This is a genomic window from Actinoallomurus soli (assembly GCF_024055715.1).
GTDB lineage: Bacteria > Actinomycetota > Actinomycetes > Streptosporangiales > Streptosporangiaceae > Actinoallomurus > Actinoallomurus soli.
Genome location: NZ_JAMXMV010000025.1, coordinates 58103 through 80459, shown reverse-complemented (window position 1 = coordinate 80459; position 22357 = coordinate 58103). Strand labels below are relative to the sequence as shown.

Here is a 22357-nt window from a genome sequence, read left to right as displayed (position 1 = left end):
GCCGGGCCGGCGGGCTAATCCATGTCGGCCTGCCAGAGATCGGGGCCGAAGACCTCGTAGTGGATGTCGTCGGGGACGACGCCCCGCGTGAGGAGCGAACTCCGCAGCGCGCGCATGAACGGCAGCGGGCCGCACAGGTAGTAGATCGCGTTGTGCGGCAGGTCGACCGCCGAGAGGTCCATGGTCCCGTCGAAGACCCCGTTCACCGGTTCGATGCTGTGAGCGCCCTTCTCGTACCAGACGTACAGCTCGGCGTGCGGCAGTTCGACGATGTCATTCACCACTTGGCGGCGCAGAGGGAACGTGGCCTCCTCCAGGTCGGCGTGGAGCATCGTGATGGGCAGCCTGGACTCGGCCTTCTCGAGGTGGGAGAGCATCCCGGCCATCGGGATGATCCCGATCCCCGCCGAGGCGAAGATCACCGGCCGTCCGGAGTCGTCGAGCACGACGTTCCCGTACGGGAGGGACAGCGTCAGGACGTCGCCCACACTCACCGAATCGTGCAGCAGCGTCGACATCTCACCGGCCGGCCTGCCGTCGGCGGCCTGGACCCGCTTCACCGAGAACTGGCGATGGCATCCGTCGTCGGCCCTCGTCAGGCTGTACTGGCGGGGCTGGAGGATCCCGTCCGGCATCCGCATCCGCACCGTGACGTACTGGCCGGGGAGTGAGGTCTTCACCAGGCGGTCGTCGATCCGCTTGACCACGAAGGTGACGACGTCCCGGGTCTCCCGGAACTTCTTCTCGACCTCCCAGGAACGCCACACGGTCTCGGGCGTGACCCCCCGCGCGCCGTACAGGCCGCGCTCCTCGTGGATGAGGCTGTGGGCCATGAGCCAGTAGACCTCGTTCCAGGCCGCGGCGACCTCCGGGGTGACGGCCTCGCCGAGGACGTCGGCGATCGCCCACATCAGGTGATCGTTGACGATCTGGTACTGAGCGGGGCGGATGCCGAGGGAGGCGTGCTTGTGCGCGATCCGGGAGAGCAGGTGCTCCGGTGTCCGCTCCGGCGTCTCCAGCAGTCTGGTGGCGTACGCCGCGACCGAACCGGCCAGTGCCCGCTGCTGCTCCCCGCTGGCCTGGTTCCCCCGGTTGAAGGTGCCGTCCAGGAGTTCGGGATGCACCCTGAACATGTGCTCGTAGAAGCGCTGGGCGATCTCACCGATGTGCTCGGCGACCACCGGGAGCGTCGCCGCGATGATGGGCCGCGAGCGTTCTGAGAGCATGACCGGCTCCCTCGACGGGATCTGGTGCCGTGCGGACCGTCGGGCAGCGCCGACGGCCGCCGTTCCGGGCGTCCAGGCAGTGGCTGGACCCGCGCCGTCTCTCTGTCGACCCTAACCGAAAGGGTGGCTCACCAGCGGATTCCCCCGGTCGGCCGAGAGCCGGACCCCTCGCGGCGTGCGTAATAGGCGAGTGGGCGACCTTCGGAGGTCGCCCACTCGTCGTCGTTCTCAGCCCTTCGCGATGGGCTCTGGCCGGACACACCCTCGGGTGCGGGCCGGACCATCGGGCAAGCGGTTCAGGATGCGGTGCAGGTGGGGGTGAGGGAGGACGCGTTGCCGGTGGCGGTGAAGCCGACCTGCGCGGAGGCCCCCGCTGCGAGGTTGCCGTTCCACGACACGTTGGTGACGGTGGCGGTGGATCCGCTGGTGGTCAGCGTGCCGTTCCAGAGCTGGTTGATCGAGACGCCGCTGGGCAGCGAGAAGGTCAGCTTCCAGCTCTTGATCGCCGAGCTTCCGGCGGTGACGGATATCTGGCCTTGGAAGCCGCCCTGCCAGGAGCTCGTCGTCTGGTAGGCCGCCGTGCAGGCGCCGCCACCCGTCGGCGGGGTGGGGGTCGGCGTGGGCGTGGGCGTCGGAGTGGGCGAGTCCGGCGGGTTGGGGGCCGAGCCGGCGAGGTTGTAGGCGAGGTCGGGAACGAAGTTCCCGGCCGGGTAGACGCATCCGTCGGCTTCGCCCGGCGGTTTGATCCACAGGTAGCCGTCGATGTTCTGGTCGCCGGTGTTCAGGGTCGGGTAGTTGCCGATGCGGTGGTCGGTGTTGTCATCGCCGCACCAATCGCCCTGCGCGCCGACGGAACCCCCGTTACGGCTGGTGTCGATGATCTGGTGCTTGCCGGAAATGCCCTGGGACTGCAGGTAGGAGATGATCGACCGGCCGTACGCCGCCTCGTTCGACAGCGGCTGGAAGTTCGACACGTTGGTGAAGAAGCCGTCGGCGTACTGGACGCCCGCGGCCTTCAGGCGGCTTCCCTGCTCGCTGGCGGAGTTCCACGCCGAGTGGCCGCCGTCGAGATAGACCTTGGCGTTCGCGTCGGCCCTCTTGATCGTCTGTACGGCCTGGGAGATCGCCTGGTCGCGAGCCGCGACATCGGAGCCGCTCAGGCAGGTCTGCAGGGCGAGCGCGTCGGTCTCCAGAGTGATGATGACCGTCCGGCCGCCGAGGCCCTGGGCGAAGCCTGCGATCCACTGCTGGTACTGGGTGAAGTCGGGCGCGCCACCGGCGCTCGCGCCGCCGCAGTCGCGGTTGGGGATCTCGTACACCGAGAGCACGGGGATCTGGTTCGCGGAGCTCGCGGCGTTGACCACGCCGGAGACCTCGGAGGTCACCGTGCTGGGATTGAACGCCGACAGCCAGTGGGCCTGCGACTGGCTGGCGATCTTGTCACGGATGACGGGGGTACGCGCGTCGTTGGGGTTGGCCTCGACCCAACGGACGACCTGCGTGGTCGGGTCGCGGTAAAGGGTGCCGGACAACGTGCCGGCCCGGGCGCTTCCGGTGACCAGAGTGGCCGTGACGGCCGCGCAGGCGACGGCCGTCGTGGCGATGGCCGCCTTCCAGCGGCCGTCACGCCAAGGGTGATCGCGCATTACCCGTCCTTTCCGTGAAGGAACTCCGATGTGCAACCGCGTCGATACCGGAAGGGGGCGGAGGATCCCCGATCACGCCGGCGGATCGAGGTGCGTGTGCCGGTCATCGTGGAGACGGCGTCGGCGGAGCGTCAACCGAGTCGGATTCGCGCCGGAGTTCACGCAGGTCAGCGCCTGCCAGGACCGTGAAGCTTTCATCGCAGAGCCGGGAACGGACGTTCGCTCGCGCTCCGCCGCCGGGCGGGGAGGACGGTGTGATCGGGGTGGGGGTTCAGGAGCCGGCGGGCTGCGGCGGCGTGGTGTAGGCGGCGGTCGTCCGGTCGGCGGCGGCGCGGGCCCAGGTCTCGTCGGCGCCGGCCGCGAGGTTCGCCTCGCACCAGCGCTCGCTGCTGAGCGTCCAGAACCGCCGGCCCTCCTCGGACCGGGCCCAGGCCATGGCCTGGGCCGGGTCGATGGCGCCGGGATCGGAGGTGAGGTGGCCGGCCAGGCCCAGCAGGGCCCCGTCCCAGCCGACCCCCACCGCCCCCGGTCCGAACTGATCCCAGTGGTCGTCGACGTGCGTGATGTGCTCGAGCTCGAAGCGCGTGCTGTTCCCGGACTCGGCGGTCAGCCGGACCTCGATCCAGCTCACCTGCCCGGCGAACTCCCACGTCGCCGCGAACTCATTCGGCGGATCGCAGCGCTCGATCGTGCCGCCGGCGTTCCCCTCGAGCTGGTACCGGCCGCCGAGGCGCAGGTCGCCCGAGACGGGCAGGAACCAGCGTGGGATGCGCTCGGGGTCGGTGCAGGCGTCCCAGACGTCCTCGATCGGGGCGGCGTAGGTCTGGGCGATGGTGACGGTGCGCGCCTCGCCCGCCTCCATCGTGCGGCTGCCGACCTTCCGGCGGACCGCGTTGATCTGGTGGGTGACGTCCATCAGGGTTTCCCTTCTTCCGGGTGGGGCCCGTCATCGGTCCGGCGGCGGCGCTCGCGCCTGCCACGGGCGAGCTCCGTCGCCAGGGCTTCGAGGGGCGGCGTCCAGTAGCGCCGGAACCGGTCGAGCCAGGCGTCGACCTCCTGGAGGGGGCCGGAGTTCACCGCGTAGAGGCGCCGGGCGCCGTCCGGGCGCACCGTGGCGAAGCCGGAGTCGCGCAGCACCTTCAGGTGCTGGGAGACCGCCGGCTGGGAGATGCCGAACTCCGCACGGATCACGGCACAGACCGCGCCGGAGGTCATCTCCCCGTCGGCGAGGAGCTCGAGGATCCTGCGGCGAACGGGATCCCCGAGCACATCGAATGCGTGCACGCCGGGGAAAATATCAGTGCACCCTTATATAAGTCCAGCCCGATTAGGTGACTCGACGCCGTGTCCCGGCGAGGGCGCGGGCGGCGTATCCCCGGTTGACGCGGGTCTGCTCCCGGAAGGCGTCGGGGAGCTCCGGCATGGCCAGCAGCCGGTCGCACGCCTCCAGCGAGCCCCGCACGTCACCGACCCAGTACGCGGCGATGGAGTACTCGAACAGCAGCCCCCAGCGGTACACCCACGGCTGGACGAACAGCCAGTCGTCGGGCTCGCGGCGGTTCAGGCCGGCGCGGGCGAACGCGTACGCGGCCTGGTGGCGATCCATCTGGCGGAGGCGCGAGGCCAGTTCGTAACACGCCTCCAGCCGCCCCGGCCGGAACTCCCACGCGCGCACGAGGGCGTCCATGGCCCCGGGCCAGTCACCGGTCTCGGCCCGGAGGATCCCGGCCTGGAGCAGGGAGTAATAGACCTCCTCCGGCCAGTCGTTCATCGCGGCGCGCCGTTCGTAGAGGTCCAGTGCCGCTCGTGCGTCGCCCATGTCGCGCATCGTCTGCGCGAGGTAGAAGACCGCGCGGGAATTGCCGGGATCGCGGTCGAGTTCCGCGCGGAGGAGGCGCGCGTCCCGCTCGAACTTGTCGCCGCGCGAGCCGCCGTCGGCGAAATGGTCGATGATGAGGGCGTCGAGGTTGACCGCGTTATCCCGATCGTCGGTGGTCAGGTACTCATGCGTCGACCCCACGTAATACCACTTGATGTCACCTCTGACGAGACGCTTGATGCGGTATTCCAGCTCGCCGGAGTGACGCAACATATAGGAATCAGCGGTCAATTCCGGAAGGTCGCCGTCACGCCGTACGACCATGTCCGCGTCGATGAGGAGGAGATAGTCGGCCTTGCCGTACGCCTGCTGGATGTTCAGCGTGCGATTGTGCCCGAAGTCGACCCAGTCCTCCTGGAGCAGTTCACCGGGAACCCCGTCGAGCGTCTCGCGGATCAGTCCCTGTGTCCCGTCGGTGGACCCGGTGTCGGAGATGACCCAATGGTCGATGAGGTCGCGTACGGAACGAAGGCAGCGCTCGATGACCTTCGCCTCGTCTTTTACGATCATGCACAGGCATATCGACTGCATACCGCCCCCTGAAGCGACAACCGCCGTCGGATGTCGGGGGGCTCGATATCCTCCGAGGATATCTCCGCCGCGATCAAAGGTCGACGTAGGCGAAGGCCGGTTTCGGGTGCATCAGGAAATCGTGGTGGGAGATGTTCCAGGCGTACGCGCCGGCCAGGGCGAAGGCCACCACGTCGCCGACGGCGAGCCGGTCCACCGGCACCTGCCGGGCGAACACGTCCTTCGGCGTGCACAACTGCCCGACGAGCGTCACCGGGCCGCTCGCGACCGGCCCGCCGCGCGCGGGGCCGCCCTCCGCGGGCAGCACCGTGAACGGCTGGTCGTGGCCCTTCGTCACCGGGGTCCGCAGGTGATGGGTGCCGCCGCGCAGCACGGCGTACCACTCGCCGTGGGACCGCTTCACGTCCAGCACGTCCGTGACGTACCACCCGCAGTAGGCGGTCAGCGCGCGGCCGGGTTCGATCCGCAGGGTCTCCTCGGCCCGGCGCAGCGACGCCAGCCCCGCCCCGTACGCCGCCCAGTCGAAACGGGCGTCGGGGGCGCGGTAGTCGACGGCCATGCCACCGCCCAGGGTCACCTCCTTCGGCCCCTCCATCCAGGTCCGCGCCCACCCGAGGACCTGGGCGGCGACCTCCAGCAGCGGCGCGGCCGCCAGCCCGGACGCCAGGTGCGCGTGCAGGCCGCGCAGCCGTACCCAGGGCGCCCGCTCCAGGAGGTCCAGGCAGGTGCCGAGGGCTTCGGGGTCCATGCCGAAGGGGCCGCTCATCCGCAGGGCGGCACCGCTGATCGCGACCGGCAGGTTGATCCGCAGCAGCACGTCCGTCTCCCGGCGCAGCGCGGCGAGACGCAGCAGCTCCTGCGGGCTCTCCACGTGCAGCCGGTGGACCGGCGGGCGGCCGCCGACGGCCGCCGCCAGCTCCTCGTCCGTCTTGCCCGGCCCGCCGAACGCCGTACGGACGCCGGGCAGGGTCGCGCGTACGTGGGCGAGTTCGCCGCCGGAGGAGACCTCGACCCCGTCGACGTACGGAGCGAGCGCGGCCAGCAGGCGCGGGTCGGGGTTGGCCTTCGCCGCGTAGTAGAGCTCCACCGGGGTCGCGGCCCGGACGGACGCGGCGTGTGCCCGCAGCCCGGCGAGGTCGTAGACGTAGGCGGGCAGCGGCGCCGACAGAGCGCGTTCCCGCACCCCTTCCGGGAGCGACGCCGGCGCGGCGCGTTCCGCCCCCTCCCCCGGCGCGGCGTGTCCCCGCCCTTCCCCAGGCGCGGCGTGTCCCCGCCCTTCCCGAGGCGCGGCGTGTTCCGCCCTTTGCCCCGGCACGTCGTGTTCCCGCCCTTCCCCCCGAACGGCGTCCTCCGGTTCTCCCTCGGGAGGCCGGCCGGTCACGCGAGGTCCTCGGCGAGCGGGTTGGGCACCGGGACGTAGGCCGCCTGCCGGTCGGGGTCGCGGGCCCACCGGGTGCGCAGGTTCGCCTTGGCGGGCAGCGGAACCCCGGCCAGCAGGGCCCGCAGCCGCGCGGCGCCGTCCGTGTCCGCCGGCGTGTCCCCGGCGCAGCGGACCACGTGCCGCCGGACGACGCGCCACAGCGCGGGCTCCATCGACGGGTGGTGGTCGGCGAGGGTGGCGGCGACCTCGGCCAGGTGGTTGACGAACAGGCAGTAGACGACGCGGTTCCAGCCGCGCTCCGGGTCGTACGTGAGGGCGCTCGCGACGGGGCCGGGCAGGTCGGCGAGGAACGACTCCCACGGCCGGTGCAGCAGCTTGGTGCCCTCCAGGTCGCGGAACACCGCCCGCACCGGCGTGCCCTCGTCGTCGACCGCGATGAGGACGTTCTGCAGGTGCGGTTCGAGGACGACGCCGTGCCGCAGGTAGGCGTGCAGGACCGGCGGCACCACGTGCCCCACGTAGGCGTCCCACCAGGCCAGCACCCGCTCGGGCGCGGCGCCGTCGCCGAGGAGCCGGGACACGGCGGCCGGGCCGGCGCCGTCCGGGTCGGCGATGGCGGCGGCCAGCAGGGGAGTGCCGGGCAGGCCGCGGACGCCCTCGCGGACGATGACCCCGAGACCCTCGCGCAGGCGCGTGCCGCCGACGGACACCGTCCGGTAGCCGGGCTCGGCGAGCAGCGCGCAGGCGAGTTCGTCGAACACCGGCCGCAGCGCCCGCGTCAGCGCGACCGCGCCGGACAGCTCGTACCAGGCGTTCTTGCGCACGCAGTTGGTGATGCGGACGTCGAGGCTGAACTTCAGGAACGCGTCCGGCACGTACACGGTGCGGACGGAGGACGTCGGAACGGCCTCCGGGCCGTACGGTCCGAGGTCGACGATGGCGTCGGACTCCGGGCGGAGCAGGTCCAGCTGCCACGGATGCGCGGGCAGGACGCGGTAGCCGTCGCGGACGGGCGGGCCGAGCCGGTCCAGGACGGAGACGTCGCCCTCCTCGACGACCGCGTCCGCCCGGACGGCCAGCCAGCGCAGCGGGAAGCGGGCGCCGAGCTCCGGGGCGTACGCGGGCCAGTCGGCGCCCTGCCGGGCCTTGGGGGAGGGATGGAACCGGTGCCCCGCGACCAGCGACTGCTCGGACGCCAGGAACGGGTCCGCGTCACCCGCCCGGCGCCGCCGGCCGATCAGCTCCATGGCGTCGCGGCTGGCCGCCACCTGCGCGGCGAACTCCGGGTTCACCGTCCCCGTCGTCAGCTCCAGCTCGCCGGCGATCAGGTCGGCGAGGCGCCGCCAGTCCACGGCCGTCCAGCCGCCGCGGCGTTCCTCGATCGGCCCGGCCAGCCGGGGGCTCATCAGCGGCGGACGGCGCAGGCGGGCGCGCAGCGTGACGCCGACGCGCGGCAGCCGGGCCATGAGGTGCCCGTCGGCGACCCGTACCTGCTGCTCGGGCGCGCACAGCTCGCGTACCGCGCAGTTCAGCAGGGCGAGGGCCGTGGCCGCGTCCGGGTCGACCCGGCCTCCGGCGACGGGGGCGCGGGACCTCACGTGACCGACCTCGGGAGGGGGCTCGGTCCGGGCGAGGGATGTCACGTGGTCGACCTCTTGAGGTAGTTCGGGCCGGGCGGGCCGTAATGCTTGTTGATGTCCTGGGCGCCGGTGCGCTGCTTGTCGACCAGCGTCCCGGCGGTGACCATGGCCTTGACGGGCAGCCGGTCGGCGTCGAGGGTGCGCGCCCGCAGGAACCCGTCGTCGTACGCGCCGAGCGCGACGTCGAGCCGGTCGCGGACGAGGCCCAGTCCCGTGTCCAGGTCGAGGAGCCCGCGTTCGGCGAGCCCGAAGGCGAGCGCCCCGGCGCACAGGTGCACCGTGATCGTGACGAACACCCGCGCCAGGGCCTCCGGGTCGGTCGTGACGAGGCGCGGGTCGGCGAACTCCGCGGCGTCCGGCGCCCGGCCGAGCGCGCGGGCGAGCCGTCCCAGGTCGATCAGCGCCCCGTCGTTGTCCTTGATCATCAGGCGCGGCGGGTCGCCGGGCACGATCGAGACGTTCTGCTGGTGGGCCTCCAGCGCGATGCCGTAGCGCGCGGCGAGCAGGACGTTCCAGTCGAACAGCACGGCGAGGTACGCCCCGAAGAACGCCGCGACGTCGTCGGTCAGCTCCTCGATGACGTACGGCCCCTCCGGCGTCCGCGCGAGCAGCGCCGCGACCGGGACGCCGTCGGCCGGCAGCCGGCGCACGAGGTACCCGAGCAGCGGGTCGTCCGCGTGGCCGTACGTCTGCTCATCGGCGAGCAGCACCGGGACGCGCTCCCGTTCGACGATCGCGCGCAGCAGGCGCTCGACGAGCGCGCCGTCGGAGAGCGTGCCGGGGACGATCACCCTGCGGTTGCGCAGGCCGAGCGTGCTGGTCGGCAGCGGGAGCTTCAGGTGCTCGCGGGCGTCGATCGCGACCGTCCGCATCGACAGCGTCGGCCGTACGGTCACGGCCGGGCCGGGCACGGTGGGGACCAGGCGTGCGGTCAGCGGATGCACGGGGAACACGTCGTGCCCGGCGGGCAGCCCGAGGCCGCCCGGGTCGGGCCACCAGGCGGGGCGGTCGCCGCGGCGGTGGGATCCGCGCACGCCGGTCCACGCGAGCGGGAACGACGGCCCGAACTCGGGCGCGTACGCCAGCAGGTCCCGCTCGTCCAGGCCCAGGCGGCACCGCGCGGTCGGATAGACGGGGTGGTCCAGCGCGGCGGCGAGGGCGTCGTACCGGGTGAGACCGGACGGCCGCGGGCGTACCGCCTCATGGAGGCGCAGCGCGCGCAGCGTCTCCCGGCACTCGCGGTCGAACGCCGCGACGGCGTCACGCGGGTCGGCCAGCGCCCGTACGACGCCGAGCACCTCCTCCAGCCCGACGGCGTCCGCCACGACCCGCTCGGCGAGGAACCCCGGGTACCGTCCCCACCCGCCGTCCCGTGACGTGAGCCCCACGACCCGGCCGCCGGGCAGGGTCAGCCGGTCGCCGTCGACGTGGCGGGACAGCCCGCCGTAGTCCTCGCGCAGCAGGGCGTCCAGGACCCGCGCGGCGAGGTACGCCTCGTCCAGCCGCGGGGAGGCGAGGGCCGGCCCGCGGCTCACGGGGTGATCTCCCAGCGGTTCCGCGCGCGGAAGCGCCGGATCGCGGCGTCGACGCGGGCCGCGTCCGGTCCGATGGCGCGGATGGTGCCCAGGTAGTCGCGGTTCGTCCGGGTGAGGGCGATGACGTCCCCAGTCGAGCGGACCGGCCAGTAGGCGACCCGGACGCCCTCGTCCGTGTACTCGTGGCGCTCCGGCGCGGCGGTCAGCGTGCCGGAGCGGTCGGCGAGCACCGAGTCGACCGCCGCGTGGCCGGTGGCGGCCGGCGGCTCCGGCACCGGTTCCCCGAGGTGGGCGCGGAGGACCCACTCGAAGATCGGCACGCCGAGGAGCTCGCCGAGCAGGAAGTCGCAGTGGTCGCCGATGATCCGGTAGTTCACCTCGACGAGGCGCGCGCGGCCCTCGTGCACGAGGTACTCGGTGTGGCAGGCGCCGAACCCGGCCCCGAGCCGCTCCAGCGCGTCCAGGACCTGGCCGGCGCAGGGCGGCGGCGCCCAGTCCAGACGCTCCTCGACGAAGTGCGGCGGCGGGGACAGCGTCGTGCGGAACGAGCCGAGGACGCGGCCGTTCAGCGTCTCCAGGGTGTGCAGGTCACCGGGGAGGTACTCCTCGGCGACGAGGGCGCCCGGCCGTCGCGACCAGATCTCGCGGCAGCGCGCGGCGAGCTCGGCCGCGTCCCGTACGAGGAAGACGTCCTCGCTGGCGACGCCCTCGCGCGGCTTGACGACCAGCGGGTACGGCGCGTCGGCGAGGGCGGGCGACTCCTGGCCGGGCAGGAACTCGACCGCGAAGACGCCGCCCAGCGCGCGGCGCATGAGCGCCTTGTTCTTGGTCCGCAGCGCGGCCCGCCAGTCCTTGCCCGGCAGCCCGAAGTACGCGGCGGCCAGCGCGGTGGGCGCCTGCAGGTGGTCGCTGTTGGAGAAGATCGCCGCGGGAGCCTCGCGCCGGGAGATCTCGTCGATGATCGCCCGGAAGTCGGTGACATCGCACCGGACCGTCTCCTCCGGCCACGGCCGGTCGGTGAGCAACGTCACGTCGAGGCCCAGCGCGGCGGCCGCGGGCAGGAAGCCGTGGGTCACGGAGTCGGTCCGCTTGCCCGCGACGATGTAGAGCCGCACGAGTCTCCCGTGAGGTCAGGTTAGGCTTACCTAAGTTGTGGGTGACCATAGTGGCGTGACCGGCCGCCGGACGCAACAGCCGTGCCCGCGTGTCGTGCGCGGACCCCGCCGAAGCCGTGCTCCCCGTGCGCCGCGCGCCCGCCGCGCCCATGGCGCGCCGCGGGGTGCCGTACGCTCGTCTGGCGATGACTCCTGTACTGCGTGTGGAAGACGTGCGCTTCGTCCGGGACGGCCGGGCGCTGCTCGACGACGTGTCACTCACCGTCCGCGAGGGCGAGCACTGGGCGCTGCTCGGCGCGAACGGCGCCGGGAAGTCCACCCTCCTCAGCCTCGTCGGCGCCTACCAGCACCCGACGAGCGGGCAGGTGGAGATCCTCGGCCACCGGCTCGGCCGGGTCGACGTCCGCGACCTGCGCGCCGGGATCGGCCACGTCAACCCGCACCACCCGCTGCGGTCCGGTCGCACGGTGCACGAGGTCGTGCTCACCGGCGCGACCGGCTCGATCGAGCTGGTCCCGCACTGGAAGCCCACGCCCGAACAGATGGACCACGCCGAGGAGCTCATCGAACTGCTCGGCCTCGGCCACCGCCGCGACGCCCGGTGGCCGACCCTCTCGCACGGCGAACGCGGGCGCACGCTCATCGCCCGCGCCCTCATGCCCCGGCCGCGCCTCCTCCTGCTCGACGAGCCGGCCACCGGCCTCGACGTCGCCGCCCGCGAGCAGCTGTTGACCGCCATCGACCAGCTCCGCCGCGCGCAGCCGTCGCTCACCAGCGTCCTCGTCACGCATCATCTGGAGGAGCTGCCCGCCAGCACCACCCACGCGATCCTGCTGCGCCAGGGCAAGGTGCTGGCCTCGGGCGCCGCCGACGACGTGCTGACCACCGAGCGGATCAGCGCCTGCTTCGACCACCCCATCACCATCGACAAGACCGGCGGGCGCTGGACCGCGAGGGCCCTCTGATGAGCCTGCTCACCCGGTGGCCCGGCCCGGAGGTCCTCGGCGCCGAGCTGATCCGCCGCTACGAGGAGCCGCACCGCCGCTACCACGACGCCGCCCACCTCGCCGAGGTCCTCGACCGGATCGACGAGCTGGCCGGCGAGGCCGACGACATCGAGGCGGTGCGCCTTGCGGCGTGGTTCCACGACGCGGTCTACCAGCCGCTGCGCGCCGACAACGAGGAGCGCAGCGCCGTCCTCGCCGAGCGAATGCTGGCCGACACCGACCTGCCGCCCGAGACCGTCGCGGAGGTCGCCCGGCTGGTCCGGATGACCGCCGCGCACGACCCGGAGCCGGGGGACCGCAACGCCGCCGTCCTGAGCGACGCGGACCTGGCCATCCTGGCCGCCGGCCCGGAGCGCTACGCCGCGTACGCCGCCGCCGTGCGCGAGGAGTACGCCGAGGTCCCGGACGAGGTGTTCCGGCAGGGCCGCGCCGACATCCTGCGCGCCCTGCTGCACGCCCCGTCCTTGTTCCGTACGGCCCCGGCCCGCGAGCGCTGGGAGCAGGCCGCCCGCCACAACCTCGAGACCGAGCTCATGCTCCTGAGCGGAGCGGACCCGGCGCCGTAACCGGCGCCGGGGATCGTGGTCGCTCACGCGGGGCAGGCGGTCAGGTGCGTCGGCTCATAGCGTGCTTTACAGGTGGTCGTCCGTGCCGTGGACCCGTGGTTGCTCATGGCACCGAAATCCTTGGCACTGACGACCTCCGGTGCGCTCACGGCGGCCCTCTCAGACCGCCTCCTCGGAGCGTGAGCGCTTGCGGCGGCGGAGGCCGGCCGCGGTCAGGCGGGCGACCAGCTCCTGAGAGCCGACCGGGTCCGCGCCCAGGGCGACCGCCGCGTCGTACACCTCCGCCGGCACGTCGTAGTGGTCTCGGTCGAACGCCCGGCGTGGCACGCCGAGCCGGTCGGCGAACGCGTGCAGTTCCTCGTACGAGGCGTCACTGACCATGTGCGACCAGAGCCGACCACGGGCGGGCCACAGGGGGCGATCGATGAGCACGGTCATCGGACTAGAGTGCCAGAGGATGTTTCCCCTGCGAGAAGGCTGCTCATGGACGTACGCGACTACATCGATGCCAACGCGAGCGGGTTCTTCGACGCGCTGAAGGAGTGGCTGGCCATTCCGTCGATCTCCGGCGATCCCGGGCGGCGCGACGACGTACGGCGTTCCGCGGAGTGGCTGGCCGCGCACCTGCGCGAGACCGGCTTCCCGATCGTGGAGATCTGGGAGACCGAGGGTCTGCCCGCGGTGTTCGCCGAGTGGCCGGCCGAGAATCCGGCCGCGCCGAGAGTGGTCGTGTACGGGCACCATGACGTCCAGCCGGTCGAGCCCCTCGACGAGTGGGAGACCGCACCGTTCGTGCCGTTCGAGAAGGGCGAGCAGCTCATCGGCCGTGGCGCGTCCGACGACAAGGGCCAGGTGTTCTTCCACACGCTCGGCCTGAAGGCGAACCTCGCGGCGAGCGGCCGCACCGCCCCGCCGGTCACCGTCAAGATGCTGATCGAGGGTGAGGAGGAGTCCGGCTCGCCGCACTTCGCCGACCTCCTGCGGGCCAACAAGGACCGTCTGGCCTGCGACGCGATCGTCGTCAGCGACACGACGATGTGGGCCGCCGACGTGCCGTCGATGTGCACCGGCATGCGCGGGCTGACCGAGGCGGACATCTCGCTGTACGGCCCGTCGATCGACCTGCACTCCGGCTCTTTCGGCGGCGCGGTGCCCAACCCGCTGCACGCCATGGCCGAGCTGCTCGCCGGTCTGCACGACGAGCGGGGCCGGGTCACGCTCGACGGCTTCTACGACGGGATCGTGGAGCTGACCGAGGAGGAGCGGGCGATGTTCGCCAAGTTCCCCTTCGACGAGGAGAAGTGGCTCGAGACGGCCGGGGAGAGCGGCGCCGCGTACGGCGAGGAGGGCTTCACCACCCTGGAGCGCGTCTGGGCGCGGCCGACCGCCGAGGTCAACGGGATGTGGGGCGGCCACACCGGTCCGGGCGGCAAGACGATCGTGCCGCGTGAGGCGCACGCCAAGCTGTCCTTCCGGCTCGTCGCCGGGCAGGAGCCGGAGCAGGTGCAGGACGCGGTCCGCAAGTACGTCGCCGAGCGGACGCCGCCGGGCATCCGCGCGGAGGTCCGGATCCCCGGCCCCGGCGTCCGGCCGTGCTTCTCGCCGATCGACTCGCCGGGCGTGCAGGCCGCCAAGCGCGCGATGGAGAAGGCATTCGGCACCGAGGTCCTGTTCACCCGCGAGGGCGGCAGCGGCCCGGAGGCCGACCTGACCGACATCCTGGAGGCGCCGCTCGTGTTCCTCGGCGTCGGGCTGGACGAGGACCAGATCCACGCGCCGAATGAGAAGGTCGACATGCCGCTGCTGCTCAAGGGCGCGGAGACCGCCGCGTACCTCTGGGACGAGTTCGCCACCGGACTGTAGGCGCGAGCCTGTAGAAGAGTCTGTAGACGCTGCGAGCCTCTGGAAAGGGCCTGACGTGACGGAAGCCTACGAGGCGCTGGACTGGCTGGCGCTCTCCCGCGGCACGCTCGACCGGATGGGGGAGCGCCGCCGCGACGAGGCATGGCTGGCCGCGGCCTGGGACGACCCGCGCACCCGTGTCCTGGTGGTCGAGCGGGGCAAGGCGCTGGTCCGGCCCGGCCCCGCCCTCGTGCTGCTGAGCCGGGAGGATGCCCCGGAGGGCGAGCGGTACCTCCTCGGCGCCGACGAGGACGGGGTCGCCTACTTCGCGGTGTCCGCCCCACTGCCCGCGGTCGAGGGCACGGAGCCCGGCGACCTGCGGACGGTCGGTGCCGCGCTGAGCGATCGGGACGCCGGGCTGCTCACCCAGGCCGTCGGTCTGCAGAACTGGCACGCGACGCACACCCACTGCCCGCGCTGCGGCGCCCTGACGACCCTTGCGTCGGCGGGGCACACCCGGATCTGCACGGTGGACGGGTCGGAGCACTTCCCGCGCACGGACCCGGCCGTGATCATGCTGGTGCACGACGGTGAGCGGATCCTGCTGGCGAGCGGGTTCCGGTGGCCGGAGAACCGCGTGTCGATCCTCGCCGGCTTCGTCGAGCCCGGGGAGTCCTTGGAGCAGGCGGTCGCGCGTGAGGTGCACGAGGAGGTCGGCATCACCGTGCGGGACTGCCGGTACCTCGGTAGCCAGCCGTGGCCGCTGCCGCGCAGCCTCATGCTCGGCTTCGTCGCGACGGCGGATCCCGGGCAGGAGTTGCACGCCGACGAGGAGGAGATCCGCAACGCCCGCTGGTACACGCGTGAGGAGCTGAAGGCCGCGACGGAGGCGGGGGAGATCCTGCTGCCGGGCCGGGTCTCGATCGCGCGCCAGCTCATCGAGCGCTGGTACGGCGGCCGCCTCCCCGGCGACTGGTAGCCGCCGGCGTCCGGCCCCCTGGTGTTCGGCCGCCTCCCTCCGTACGGAGGGAGGCGGCTTTTTTCGTCTGTCCTTATTCCCGATTACCCCTTGACGACGCCACGCAGGTGGGCGTAAACAAATGGAAACACAGACGAAACGGCGGTGAACCAACACGTGATCGTCACGCTGACGCTCAACCCGAGCCTGGACCGCACGATCGAGGTCGACCGCCTCGTCCAGGGCGCGGTGATCCGTGCGACCTCCGTGCGGCTCGACCCGGGCGGCAAGGGAGTGAACGTCTCCCGCGCGCTGCTGGCCAACCAGGTGCCGTCGGTCGCGGTGGTGACCGTCGGCGGGGCGGACGGCGACCAGCTCGTCCACCTGCTGGAGGCCGACGGGATCCCGCTGGGCGCCGTACCGGTCACGGGCCGGACCCGTTCGAACGTCACGATCGTCGAACCCGACGGCATGGTGACGAAACTCAACGAGCCGGGCGAACCCCTGTCTCGCGAAGAACTCGACGCCGTCGCCGACCGGGTGCTCGCCGAGATCGAGGGCGCCAGCTGGGTCGTGACCTGCGGCAGTGTGCCACCGGGCGTGCCGACCGGCATCTACGCCCGCTTGTGCGAGTTCTTCACCGCCTCCGGTGTCCGGGTCGCCGTGGACACGAGCGGTCCGGCGCTCCTGGAGGCCATCGAGGCGGGGCCGTGCCTGGTCAAGCCCAACCGCGAGGAGCTGGCCGAGGCGGTCGGCCGTCCCGTCGACAGCGTCGGCGACGTCATCGAGGCGGCGGAGGAGCTGCGGGACCGCGGCGCCGGGACCGTGCTCGCCAGTCTCGGCGCGGACGGCGCCGTACTGGTGGAAGAGGAGGGAGTCACGATCGGCGAGGCGCCGGTCGCCGTGCCGCGGAGCACCGTGGGCGCGGGCGACGCGCTGCTCGCCGGGTTCCTGGCGGCCGGGGCACGGGGGGCTCCGGCACTCGCCGAAGGGCTGGCATGGGGGGCCGCCGCGGTCTCCCTGCCCGCCAGCCGGATGCCGCGCCCGGAGGACATCCGGCGCGACATCGTCCGCATCCACACGCGTCCGGACCTCGGCCGGTCGCTCATCGCCTGATTAACGTCACGCAGATCACTAGGAGCCCTTCATGGCCACTGCGTACACCCCCACCGTCACCGGGACCGGCGTCAAGGCCCAGATCCAGCGCCTGGGCGGATACCTGGCCGGCATGGTGATGCCGAACATCGGGGCCTTCATCGCCTGGGGCCTGATCACCGCGCTGTTCATCCCGACCGGCTGGCTGCCCGACAAGCAGTTCGCGGCCCTCGTCGACCCGATCATCACGCTGCTGCTCCCGGTGCTCATCGGTTACACCGGCGGGCGCATGGTGCACGGCCAGCGCGGCGCCGTGGTGGGCGCGGTCGCGACCGTCGGCGTCGTCGTCGGCGCCAAGATCCCGATGTTCCTCGGCGCGATGATCCTCGGCCCGCTCGCGGCGTACATCCTGAAGAAGGTCGACGAGTTCACCGCCGAGCGGACCAGGGCCGGCTTCGAGATGCTGGTCGACAACTTCACCGCCGGGATCATCGGCGGCGCCGCGGCCCTGTTCGGGGTCTGGGGCGTCGCCCCCGTCGTACGGAACGTCACGACCGCGGCCGGCCACGGCGTCACGTGGCTGATCAATCACCACCTGCTGCCGCTCGCGTCCGTGCTGATCGAACCCGCGAAGGTGCTGTTCCTGAACAACGCCGTCAACCACGGGGTGCTCGGCCCGCTCGGCGTCGCGGAGGCGGCCAAGCACGGCAAGTCGATCCTGTTCATGCTGGAGTCCAACCCCGGCCCCGGTCTGGGCGTGCTCGTCGCCTACCTGCTGTTCGGCCCGAAGACGCTGCGGCCCAGCGTGCCCGCCGCGATCATCATCCAGTTCCTCGGCGGGATCCACGAGATCTACTTCCCGTACATCCTGATGAAGCCGCGGATGATCCTCGCCTCCATCGCGGGCGGTGCCGCGGGCATCGGGACGTTCATGGTCACCGGCGCGGGCCTGGTCGCCACGCCGTCGCCGGGCAGCATCTTCGCCTACGCGGCGGAGACCCCGAAGGGCAGCTGGTTCGGCGTCTTCGCGGGCGTGCTGGTCGCCGCGGGAGTGTCGTTCGCCGTCGGCTCTCTGCTCCTCGGCTTCGGCCGGTTCGCCGAGAAGGAGGCCGAGGCGGAGGCGGAGCCGGAGGCCGCGATCATGGACGAGGCGCCGCACGAGACGGCGCAGCCCACCACCCACCCCGAACCCCAGGGAGCGTGACGCGAATGAACGGCAAGGACGTCAAGAAGCTGGTCGTGGCCTGCGACGCGGGCATGGGCAGCAGCGTCATGCTCGCCAGCCAGCTCCGCAAGGAGCTGAAGAAGAACGCCGTCACGGTGGAGCACACCCCGGTCAACTCGATCCCCGCCGACGCCGACGTCGTCGTCTGCCACGCCGGTCTCGCCGCGCGGGCGAAGGCCGGCGCGCCGGACAAGCCGATCGTCCCCTTCCAGGTGTTCATCGGCGACCCGGCCGTGAGCCGCCTCGTGAAGGCGATCAAGGACGGGAGCGAGATCAGTGCCTGACCTGCTCGACCGCGCGGCCGTACGCCTCGACGCGGCGGCGGCCGACCGCGACGACGCGATCCGCCAGTGCGGGCGGACGCTGCTCGACGTCGGCGCCGTCGACGCGACGTACGTCGAGGCCATGGTCGAACGCGAGCGCTCGATCTCGACGTACGTCGGCGAGGGCGTCGCCATCCCGCACGGCACGCTCGCCGGCAAGGACGCCGTACGCCACGACGCGCTGTGCGTCCTGCGCTTCCCCGGCGGTGTCGACTGGGACGGCAACCACGTCGTCCTGTGCGTCGGCATCGCGGCCAAGGGCGACGGCCACGTACGGCTGCTGTCGGAGCTCGCCCAGATCCTGCTCGACCCGGACAAGGCCCGCGCCCTCCGGGAGAGCACCGATGTCGATGAGGTGATCCGGTTGCTGCAACCGGACACAGAGGAGGTCGCTCAGTGAAGGTCGCCCGTTTCCACGCGCCCGGGGACATCCGCCTCGAAGAGGCGCCCGAGCCGTCCCCCGGACCGGGTGAGGTCAAGATCCGGGTGCGCAACTGCTCGACCTGCGGCACGGACGTCAAGATCTTCAAGCACGGTCACCACCACATCCGGCCGCCCCGCGTCATGGGGCACGAGATCGCCGGTGAGGTCGCCGAGCTCGGCGAGGGCGTGACCGGCTGGGCCCCGGGCGACCGGGTGCAGGTGATCGCCGCGATCCCGTGCGGGCAGTGCGAGGAGTGCCGCCGGGGTCACCGCACGGTCTGCCCGAACCAGGAGTCGATGGGCTACCACTACGACGGCGGGTTCGCCGAGTACACGATCGTGCCCGCCAAGGTGCTCGCCGTCGACGGCCTGAACCGCATCCCCGACGGCGTCGGCTTCGCCGAGGCGTCGGTGGCCGAGCCGCTCGCCTGCGTGCTCAACGGCCAGGAGCTCGCCCGCGTCGGCGAGGGCGACGACGTCGTGGTCATGGGCGCCGGCCCGATCGGCTGCCTGCACGTACGGCTGGCCCGCTCGCGCGGCGCCGCGCGGGTCTTCCTCGTCGACCTCAACGCCGAGCGGCTGGCCATGTCGGCCGAGCGCGTGAACCCCGACGCCGCGCTCACCGGCGCGGACGTCGTGGACCAGGTGCTGAAGCTGACGAACGGCCGGGGCGCGGACGTCGTCATCACCGCCGCCGCCTCCGGGGCCGCGCAGGAGCAGGCGCTGCAGATGGCGGCGCGCCAGGGCCGGATCAGCTTCTTCGGCGGCCTGCCCAAGGACAACCCGGTCATCGCCTGCGACTCCAACCTCGTGCACTACCGGGAGCTGACGATCGTGGGCGCCAACGGGTCCAGCCCGGCCCACAACGCCCGCGCCCTCGAACTCATCGCCTCGGGCGCGGTGCCCGTCGCCGATCTGATCACCCACCACCTGCCGCTGGACGACGTCCTCGATGGCATCGACATCGTCTCCCGCGGTATCGCGATCAAGGTCACCATCGAGCCCTGACGAGGGAGTGGACATGCCCACACGTACCGTGGCCGTCGCCGCGCGCACCGGCCTGCACGCGAGGCCCGCGGCCCTGTTCGTCAAGGCCGCCGCCGACCAGGAGACGCCCGTGCGCATCCGCGTCGGCGACGGCCCGGCCGTGCCGGCAGCCAGCATGCTGTCGGTGCTGTCCCTCGGCGTCGGGCACGGCACCGAGGTCACCCTGGAGGCGGACGGGCCGGGGGCCGACGCGGCCCTCGACGCCCTTGCCGCCCTGCTCGCCCGCGACCTGGACGCCGAGGAACCGGCGGATGCCTGACCTCGACGCCCCGGCGCGGGCTCTCCGGGGCATCGGGGTCGGTCCCGGTCTCGCCGCCGGGCCGGTGGCCCGGATGGCGGCCCCGCCGGACCTGCCGGCCCCCCGCCCCGTCGCCGACACCGAACGCGAGCTCGCCGACGCCGTACGGGCCCTGGAGGCCACCGAGGCCGACCTGCGGGCCCGTTCCGAGGCGGCCGAGGGGGAGGCGCGGGACATCCTGTCCGCGCAGGCGATGATCGCCGCCGATCCGACCCTGCGGGAGGGTGTCGCCGAGCGCGTACGGGCCGGGGAGGACGCCGCGCACGCCCTGCGCGCCACGTTCGACCGGCATCGTGAGCTGCTCGCGTCCCTCGGCGGGTACCTCGGCGAACGCGCGGCCGACCTCGACGACATCGCGCACCGGGCGATCGCCGCGGTGCTCGGCCGGCCCATGCCGGGCCTGCCGTCACCCGGGCACCCGTTCGTCCTGGTCGCGGACGACCTCGCGCCCGCCGACACGGTCGGCCTCGACACGGGCACCGTCCTCGCCCTGGTCACCGAGCGCGGCGGCCCGACCAGCCACACCGCGATCCTCGCGCGGGCGCTCGGCCTGCCCGCCGTCGTCGGCTGCGCCGGGATCCTCGACGTCACCGACGGCACGGTCGTGGCCGTGGACGGCACGAGCGGTCAGGTCCGTACGGGCGTCGGCGACGACGAGGCGGCCGACGTGCGCGCGCGGGCCGCCGAGGAGCGGAGCCGGCTCGCCGCCGGGCGCGGTCCCGGCCGTACGGCCGACGGGCATCCCGTCGACCTCATGGTCAACATCGGGTCCGCGGCCGACCTGCGGGGAGCGGACCTGGACGGGGTCGCCGGGGTGGGACTGTTCCGCACCGAGTTCCTCTTCCTCGACCGCAAGGACGCGCCGGGCCTGGAGGAGCAGGTCACCGCGTACGCCGAGGCGTTCGCGCTGTTCCCCGAGGGCACGGTCGTCGTACGGACGCTGGACGCCGGCGCCGACAAGCCGCTGCCGTTCCTCGGCCTCCCCGAGGAGCCGAACCCCGCGCTCGGCGTGCGCGGCCTGCGCATCTCCCGCGACCGGCCCGACATCCTCGACACCCAGCTGGAGGCCGTCGCGCGGGCCGCCGAGAAGGCGGCCGCGGACGTCTGGGTCATGGCGCCCATGGTCGCGACGCCGGTGGAGGCGGCCGCGTTCGTCGACCGGGCACGGGCGTTCGGCCTGCGCACGGCGGGCGTGATGGTCGAGGTGCCGGCCGCCGCGCTACGGGCCGAGCGTCTGCTCCAGGTCGCGGACTTCCTCAGCATCGGGACGAACGACCTGAGCCAGTACACCCTCGCCGCCGACCGGCAGTCGGGCGCCCTGGCCGATCTGCTCGATCCGTGGCAACCGGCGCTCCTGCAGCTCATCGCGGCGTGCGCGGACGCGGGCCGGCGCAGCGGCCGGTCCGTCGGGGTGTGCGGCGAGGCCGCCGCCGACCCGGCCCTGGCGCCCGTGCTCGTGGGCCTGGGGGTGACGAAGCTGTCGATGAGCGCACGGTGCGTTCCGGCCGTACGCGCCCGCCTGGCCGCGTACGACCGCGCCGAGTGCGAGGAACTGGCCCGGCGCGCGCTCGACGCCGCCGACGCCGCCGAGGCCCGCGCCGCGGTGCTCTGACGGAGCCGGCCGTGTTCTGAGCGAACCAGAGGAATGCCCCCGCCGACGGCGGGGGCATTCCTTGCGTCAGACGCGTAACACCCTGGCGTCAGACGCGGACGACCTCGGGGCCCTCCGCGGCGAGGTCCGCGGCCAGTCCGGCGTCCAGGCCGGTGTCCGTGATCAGGACGCTGACCTGGGAGAGCGCGGCGAAGCGCGCGAGGTAGTCGTTCCCGACCTTCGTGTGGTCGACGAGGACGACCGTGCGCCGGGCGGCCCTCATCATCGACTCCTTCATCGCCGCCTCGGCCGGGTCGGGTGTGGTCAGGCCGGCCTCGACGGAGCAGCCGTTCGTCCCCATGAACGCCACGTCGACACGGAGCCGGTCGAGCGGCCGCATCGCCCAGTCGTCGACCGTGGCGAGGGTGCGCCCGCGGACCCGGCCACCCAGCATGATCACGTTCAGGTTGGCCCGGGTCGCGAGGACGGTCGCCAGCGGCGGAGAGTTGGTGATGACGGTCAGCTCCCGGTCGCTCGGCAGCACCTGGACGAGCCGGCCGGTCGTCGAGCCCGCGTCGATGATGATCGATCCGTCCGCGGGCAGCTCGGCGAGGGCGGCCTTGGCGATGCGCTCCTTCTCGGCGGTCATCACCGTGTCGCGGGCCGCGAGCGCGGGCTCGAAGCCCAGGCGCTCGACGGGGATCGCGCCGCCGTGCACGCGGCGCAGCGCGCCGGCGCGTTCGAGGACGGTGAGGTCACGGCGGATCGTCTCCATCGTGACGCCGAAGTCCTCCGCGAGCGTCATGACGTCGACCCGGCCGGCCTCGCGGGTGCGGCGGAGGATCTCCTGCTGTCGTTCCTCGGCGTACATGGTCTCGGTGGTACCGCCATGGGAGTGGTGCGTCAAGCGAGCCTGGTAGCCGCCCGACGCGCCGAAGGGCCCGGGCTGGAGTCGACCAGCCCGGGCCCTTCGCGCGACCCCCGTGTATGGGACCGCTGACCGCTACGCCGGGTACGTCATCGCCTCGA

The 22357-nt window shown here is 72.7% G+C and carries 22 protein-coding genes; 11 read left to right on the top strand and 11 right to left on the bottom strand.

All coding sequences use genetic code 11. The features are described from left to right. Positions 1-14: 14 nt before the first annotated feature. The 9 genes from NDW01_RS36915 to NDW01_RS36875 all read right to left on the bottom strand — a co-directional run bounded on the left by NDW01_RS36915 (position 15) and on the right by NDW01_RS36875 (position 10953). The gene (locus NDW01_RS36915) at positions 15-1226 is read right to left on the bottom strand and encodes a globin domain-containing protein (RefSeq protein WP_252829019.1); all 1212 of its coding nucleotides are present in this window, start codon (positions 1224-1226) and stop codon (positions 15-17) included. Between the two features lie 296 nt (positions 1227-1522). Then, the gene (locus NDW01_RS36910) at positions 1523-2872 is read right to left on the bottom strand and encodes a glycoside hydrolase family 6 protein (protein WP_252829018.1); all 1350 of its coding nucleotides are present in this window, start codon (positions 2870-2872) and stop codon (positions 1523-1525) included. Between the two features lie 271 nt (positions 2873-3143). Then, positions 3144-3788: an SRPBCC family protein gene (locus NDW01_RS36905; RefSeq protein WP_252829016.1), complete on the bottom strand. Its 645-nt coding sequence runs from the start codon at positions 3786-3788 to the stop codon at positions 3144-3146. Beyond that, a complete protein-coding gene (locus NDW01_RS36900; protein ID WP_252829014.1) occupies positions 3788-4156 on the bottom strand; it encodes an ArsR/SmtB family transcription factor in 369 nt (122 codons plus the stop codon). The genes NDW01_RS36905 and NDW01_RS36900 overlap by 1 nt, the downstream gene beginning before the upstream one ends. A gap of 43 nt (positions 4157-4199) precedes the next feature. Further along, positions 4200-5261, bottom strand: coding sequence for a glycosyltransferase (locus NDW01_RS36895; RefSeq protein ID WP_252829012.1), 1062 nt, complete (start codon positions 5259-5261; stop codon positions 4200-4202). A 94-nt stretch (positions 5262-5355) separates the two neighbouring features. After that, positions 5356-6465: a type III PLP-dependent enzyme gene (locus tag NDW01_RS36890; RefSeq protein WP_252829011.1), complete on the bottom strand. Its 1110-nt coding sequence runs from the start codon at positions 6463-6465 to the stop codon at positions 5356-5358. 194 nt (positions 6466-6659) lie between these two features. Further along, positions 6660-8261 (bottom strand): IucA/IucC family protein, encoded by a 1602-nt coding sequence (locus NDW01_RS36885; RefSeq protein ID WP_308211858.1) that lies wholly within the window; start codon positions 8259-8261, stop codon positions 6660-6662. 41 nt (positions 8262-8302) lie between these two features. Further along, the gene (locus NDW01_RS36880; protein WP_252829009.1) at positions 8303-9838 is read right to left on the bottom strand and encodes an IucA/IucC family protein; all 1536 of its coding nucleotides are present in this window, start codon (positions 9836-9838) and stop codon (positions 8303-8305) included. Next, a complete protein-coding gene (locus NDW01_RS36875; protein ID WP_252829008.1) occupies positions 9835-10953 on the bottom strand; it encodes an ATP-grasp domain-containing protein in 1119 nt (372 codons plus the stop codon). Before NDW01_RS36875 ends, NDW01_RS36880 begins: the two co-directional genes overlap by 4 nt. A gap of 185 nt (positions 10954-11138) precedes the next feature. Between NDW01_RS36875 and NDW01_RS36870 the strand changes: the two genes are divergently transcribed. Both NDW01_RS36870 and NDW01_RS36865 read left to right on the top strand, forming a co-directional pair. Beyond that, complete coding sequence (locus NDW01_RS36870) at positions 11139-11918, top strand: ABC transporter ATP-binding protein (protein WP_252829007.1); 780 nt, start codon at positions 11139-11141, stop codon at positions 11916-11918. Continuing rightward, positions 11918-12526 (top strand): HD domain-containing protein, encoded by a 609-nt coding sequence (locus NDW01_RS36865; RefSeq protein WP_252829006.1) that lies wholly within the window; start codon positions 11918-11920, stop codon positions 12524-12526. Before NDW01_RS36870 ends, NDW01_RS36865 begins: the two co-directional genes overlap by 1 nt. 159 nt (positions 12527-12685) lie before the next feature. Here the strand turns inward: NDW01_RS36865 and NDW01_RS36860 are convergent, their stop codons facing one another. After that, complete coding sequence (locus NDW01_RS36860) at positions 12686-12964, bottom strand: DUF4031 domain-containing protein (RefSeq protein WP_252829005.1); 279 nt, start codon at positions 12962-12964, stop codon at positions 12686-12688. A gap of 45 nt (positions 12965-13009) precedes the next feature. Between NDW01_RS36860 and NDW01_RS36855 the strand changes: the two genes are divergently transcribed. The 9 genes from NDW01_RS36855 to ptsP all read left to right on the top strand — a co-directional run bounded on the left by NDW01_RS36855 (position 13010) and on the right by ptsP (position 21349). Beyond that, on the top strand, positions 13010-14389 hold the full coding sequence (locus NDW01_RS36855; protein ID WP_252829004.1) for a dipeptidase: 1380 nt from the start codon (positions 13010-13012) through the stop codon (positions 14387-14389). 115 nt (positions 14390-14504) lie between these two features. Next, positions 14505-15347, top strand: coding sequence for an NAD(+) diphosphatase (nudC, locus tag NDW01_RS36850; RefSeq protein WP_252829050.1), 843 nt, complete (start codon positions 14505-14507; stop codon positions 15345-15347). A gap of 144 nt (positions 15348-15491) precedes the next feature. After that, positions 15492-16442 carry a 1-phosphofructokinase gene (gene pfkB / locus NDW01_RS36845; protein WP_252829003.1) on the top strand — a complete coding sequence of 317 codons (951 nt, stop codon included), beginning with the start codon at positions 15492-15494 and terminating at the stop codon, positions 16440-16442. A gap of 31 nt (positions 16443-16473) precedes the next feature. After that, positions 16474-17625, top strand: a complete 1152-nt coding sequence (gene mtlA, locus NDW01_RS36840; protein ID WP_252829002.1) for a PTS mannitol transporter subunit IICB — start codon at positions 16474-16476, stop codon at positions 17623-17625. Between the two features lie 5 nt (positions 17626-17630). Continuing rightward, positions 17631-17930 carry a PTS lactose transporter subunit IIB gene (locus NDW01_RS36835; protein WP_256514004.1) on the top strand — a complete coding sequence of 100 codons (300 nt, stop codon included), beginning with the start codon at positions 17631-17633 and terminating at the stop codon, positions 17928-17930. Next, positions 17923-18369, top strand: a complete 447-nt coding sequence (locus tag NDW01_RS36830) for a PTS sugar transporter subunit IIA (RefSeq protein ID WP_252828999.1) — start codon at positions 17923-17925, stop codon at positions 18367-18369. Before NDW01_RS36835 ends, NDW01_RS36830 begins: the two co-directional genes overlap by 8 nt. Beyond that, the gene (locus tag NDW01_RS44090; RefSeq protein ID WP_252828997.1) at positions 18366-19400 is read left to right on the top strand and encodes a zinc-dependent dehydrogenase; all 1035 of its coding nucleotides are present in this window, start codon (positions 18366-18368) and stop codon (positions 19398-19400) included. Before NDW01_RS36830 ends, NDW01_RS44090 begins: the two co-directional genes overlap by 4 nt. Positions 19401-19413: 13 nt before the next feature. Beyond that, the gene (locus NDW01_RS36820) at positions 19414-19698 is read left to right on the top strand and encodes an HPr family phosphocarrier protein (protein ID WP_252828995.1); all 285 of its coding nucleotides are present in this window, start codon (positions 19414-19416) and stop codon (positions 19696-19698) included. Next, complete coding sequence (gene ptsP / locus NDW01_RS36815) at positions 19691-21349, top strand: phosphoenolpyruvate--protein phosphotransferase (protein WP_252828993.1); 1659 nt, start codon at positions 19691-19693, stop codon at positions 21347-21349. The genes NDW01_RS36820 and ptsP overlap by 8 nt, the downstream gene beginning before the upstream one ends. An 88-nt stretch (positions 21350-21437) precedes the next feature. Here the strand turns inward: ptsP and NDW01_RS36810 are convergent, their stop codons facing one another. Continuing rightward, a complete protein-coding gene (locus tag NDW01_RS36810; protein WP_252829048.1) occupies positions 21438-22199 on the bottom strand; it encodes a DeoR/GlpR family DNA-binding transcription regulator in 762 nt (253 codons plus the stop codon). Positions 22200-22357: the final 158 nt, after the last annotated feature.

What these genes read in the sequence shown, in the direction of transcription:
- NDW01_RS36855 (WP_252829004.1), top strand. Translation starts at nt 13,010, where the DNA reads ATGGACGTACGCGACTACATCGATGCCAACGCGAGCGGGTTCTTCGAC.
- NDW01_RS36870 (WP_252829007.1), top strand. Translation starts at nt 11,139, where the DNA reads ATGACTCCTGTACTGCGTGTGGAAGACGTGCGCTTCGTCCGGGACGGC.
- NDW01_RS36895 (WP_252829012.1), bottom strand. Translation starts at nt 5,261, where the DNA reads ATGATCGTAAAAGACGAGGCGAAGGTCATCGAGCGCTGCCTTCGTTCC.
- ptsP (WP_252828993.1), top strand. Translation starts at nt 19,691, where the DNA reads ATGCCTGACCTCGACGCCCCGGCGCGGGCTCTCCGGGGCATCGGGGTC.
- NDW01_RS36905 (WP_252829016.1), bottom strand. Translation starts at nt 3,788, where the DNA reads ATGGACGTCACCCACCAGATCAACGCGGTCCGCCGGAAGGTCGGCAGC.
- NDW01_RS36810 (WP_252829048.1), bottom strand. Translation starts at nt 22,199, where the DNA reads ATGTACGCCGAGGAACGACAGCAGGAGATCCTCCGCCGCACCCGCGAG.
- NDW01_RS36820 (WP_252828995.1), top strand. Translation starts at nt 19,414, where the DNA reads ATGCCCACACGTACCGTGGCCGTCGCCGCGCGCACCGGCCTGCACGCG.
- NDW01_RS36865 (WP_252829006.1), top strand. Translation starts at nt 11,918, where the DNA reads ATGAGCCTGCTCACCCGGTGGCCCGGCCCGGAGGTCCTCGGCGCCGAG.
- mtlA (WP_252829002.1), top strand. Translation starts at nt 16,474, where the DNA reads ATGGCCACTGCGTACACCCCCACCGTCACCGGGACCGGCGTCAAGGCC.
- NDW01_RS36835 (WP_256514004.1), top strand. Translation starts at nt 17,631, where the DNA reads ATGAACGGCAAGGACGTCAAGAAGCTGGTCGTGGCCTGCGACGCGGGC.
- NDW01_RS36915 (WP_252829019.1), bottom strand. Translation starts at nt 1,226, where the DNA reads ATGCTCTCAGAACGCTCGCGGCCCATCATCGCGGCGACGCTCCCGGTG.
- NDW01_RS36860 (WP_252829005.1), bottom strand. Translation starts at nt 12,964, where the DNA reads ATGACCGTGCTCATCGATCGCCCCCTGTGGCCCGCCCGTGGTCGGCTC.
- NDW01_RS36910 (WP_252829018.1), bottom strand. Translation starts at nt 2,872, where the DNA reads ATGCGCGATCACCCTTGGCGTGACGGCCGCTGGAAGGCGGCCATCGCC.
- nudC (WP_252829050.1), top strand. Translation starts at nt 14,505, where the DNA reads ATGGGGGAGCGCCGCCGCGACGAGGCATGGCTGGCCGCGGCCTGGGAC.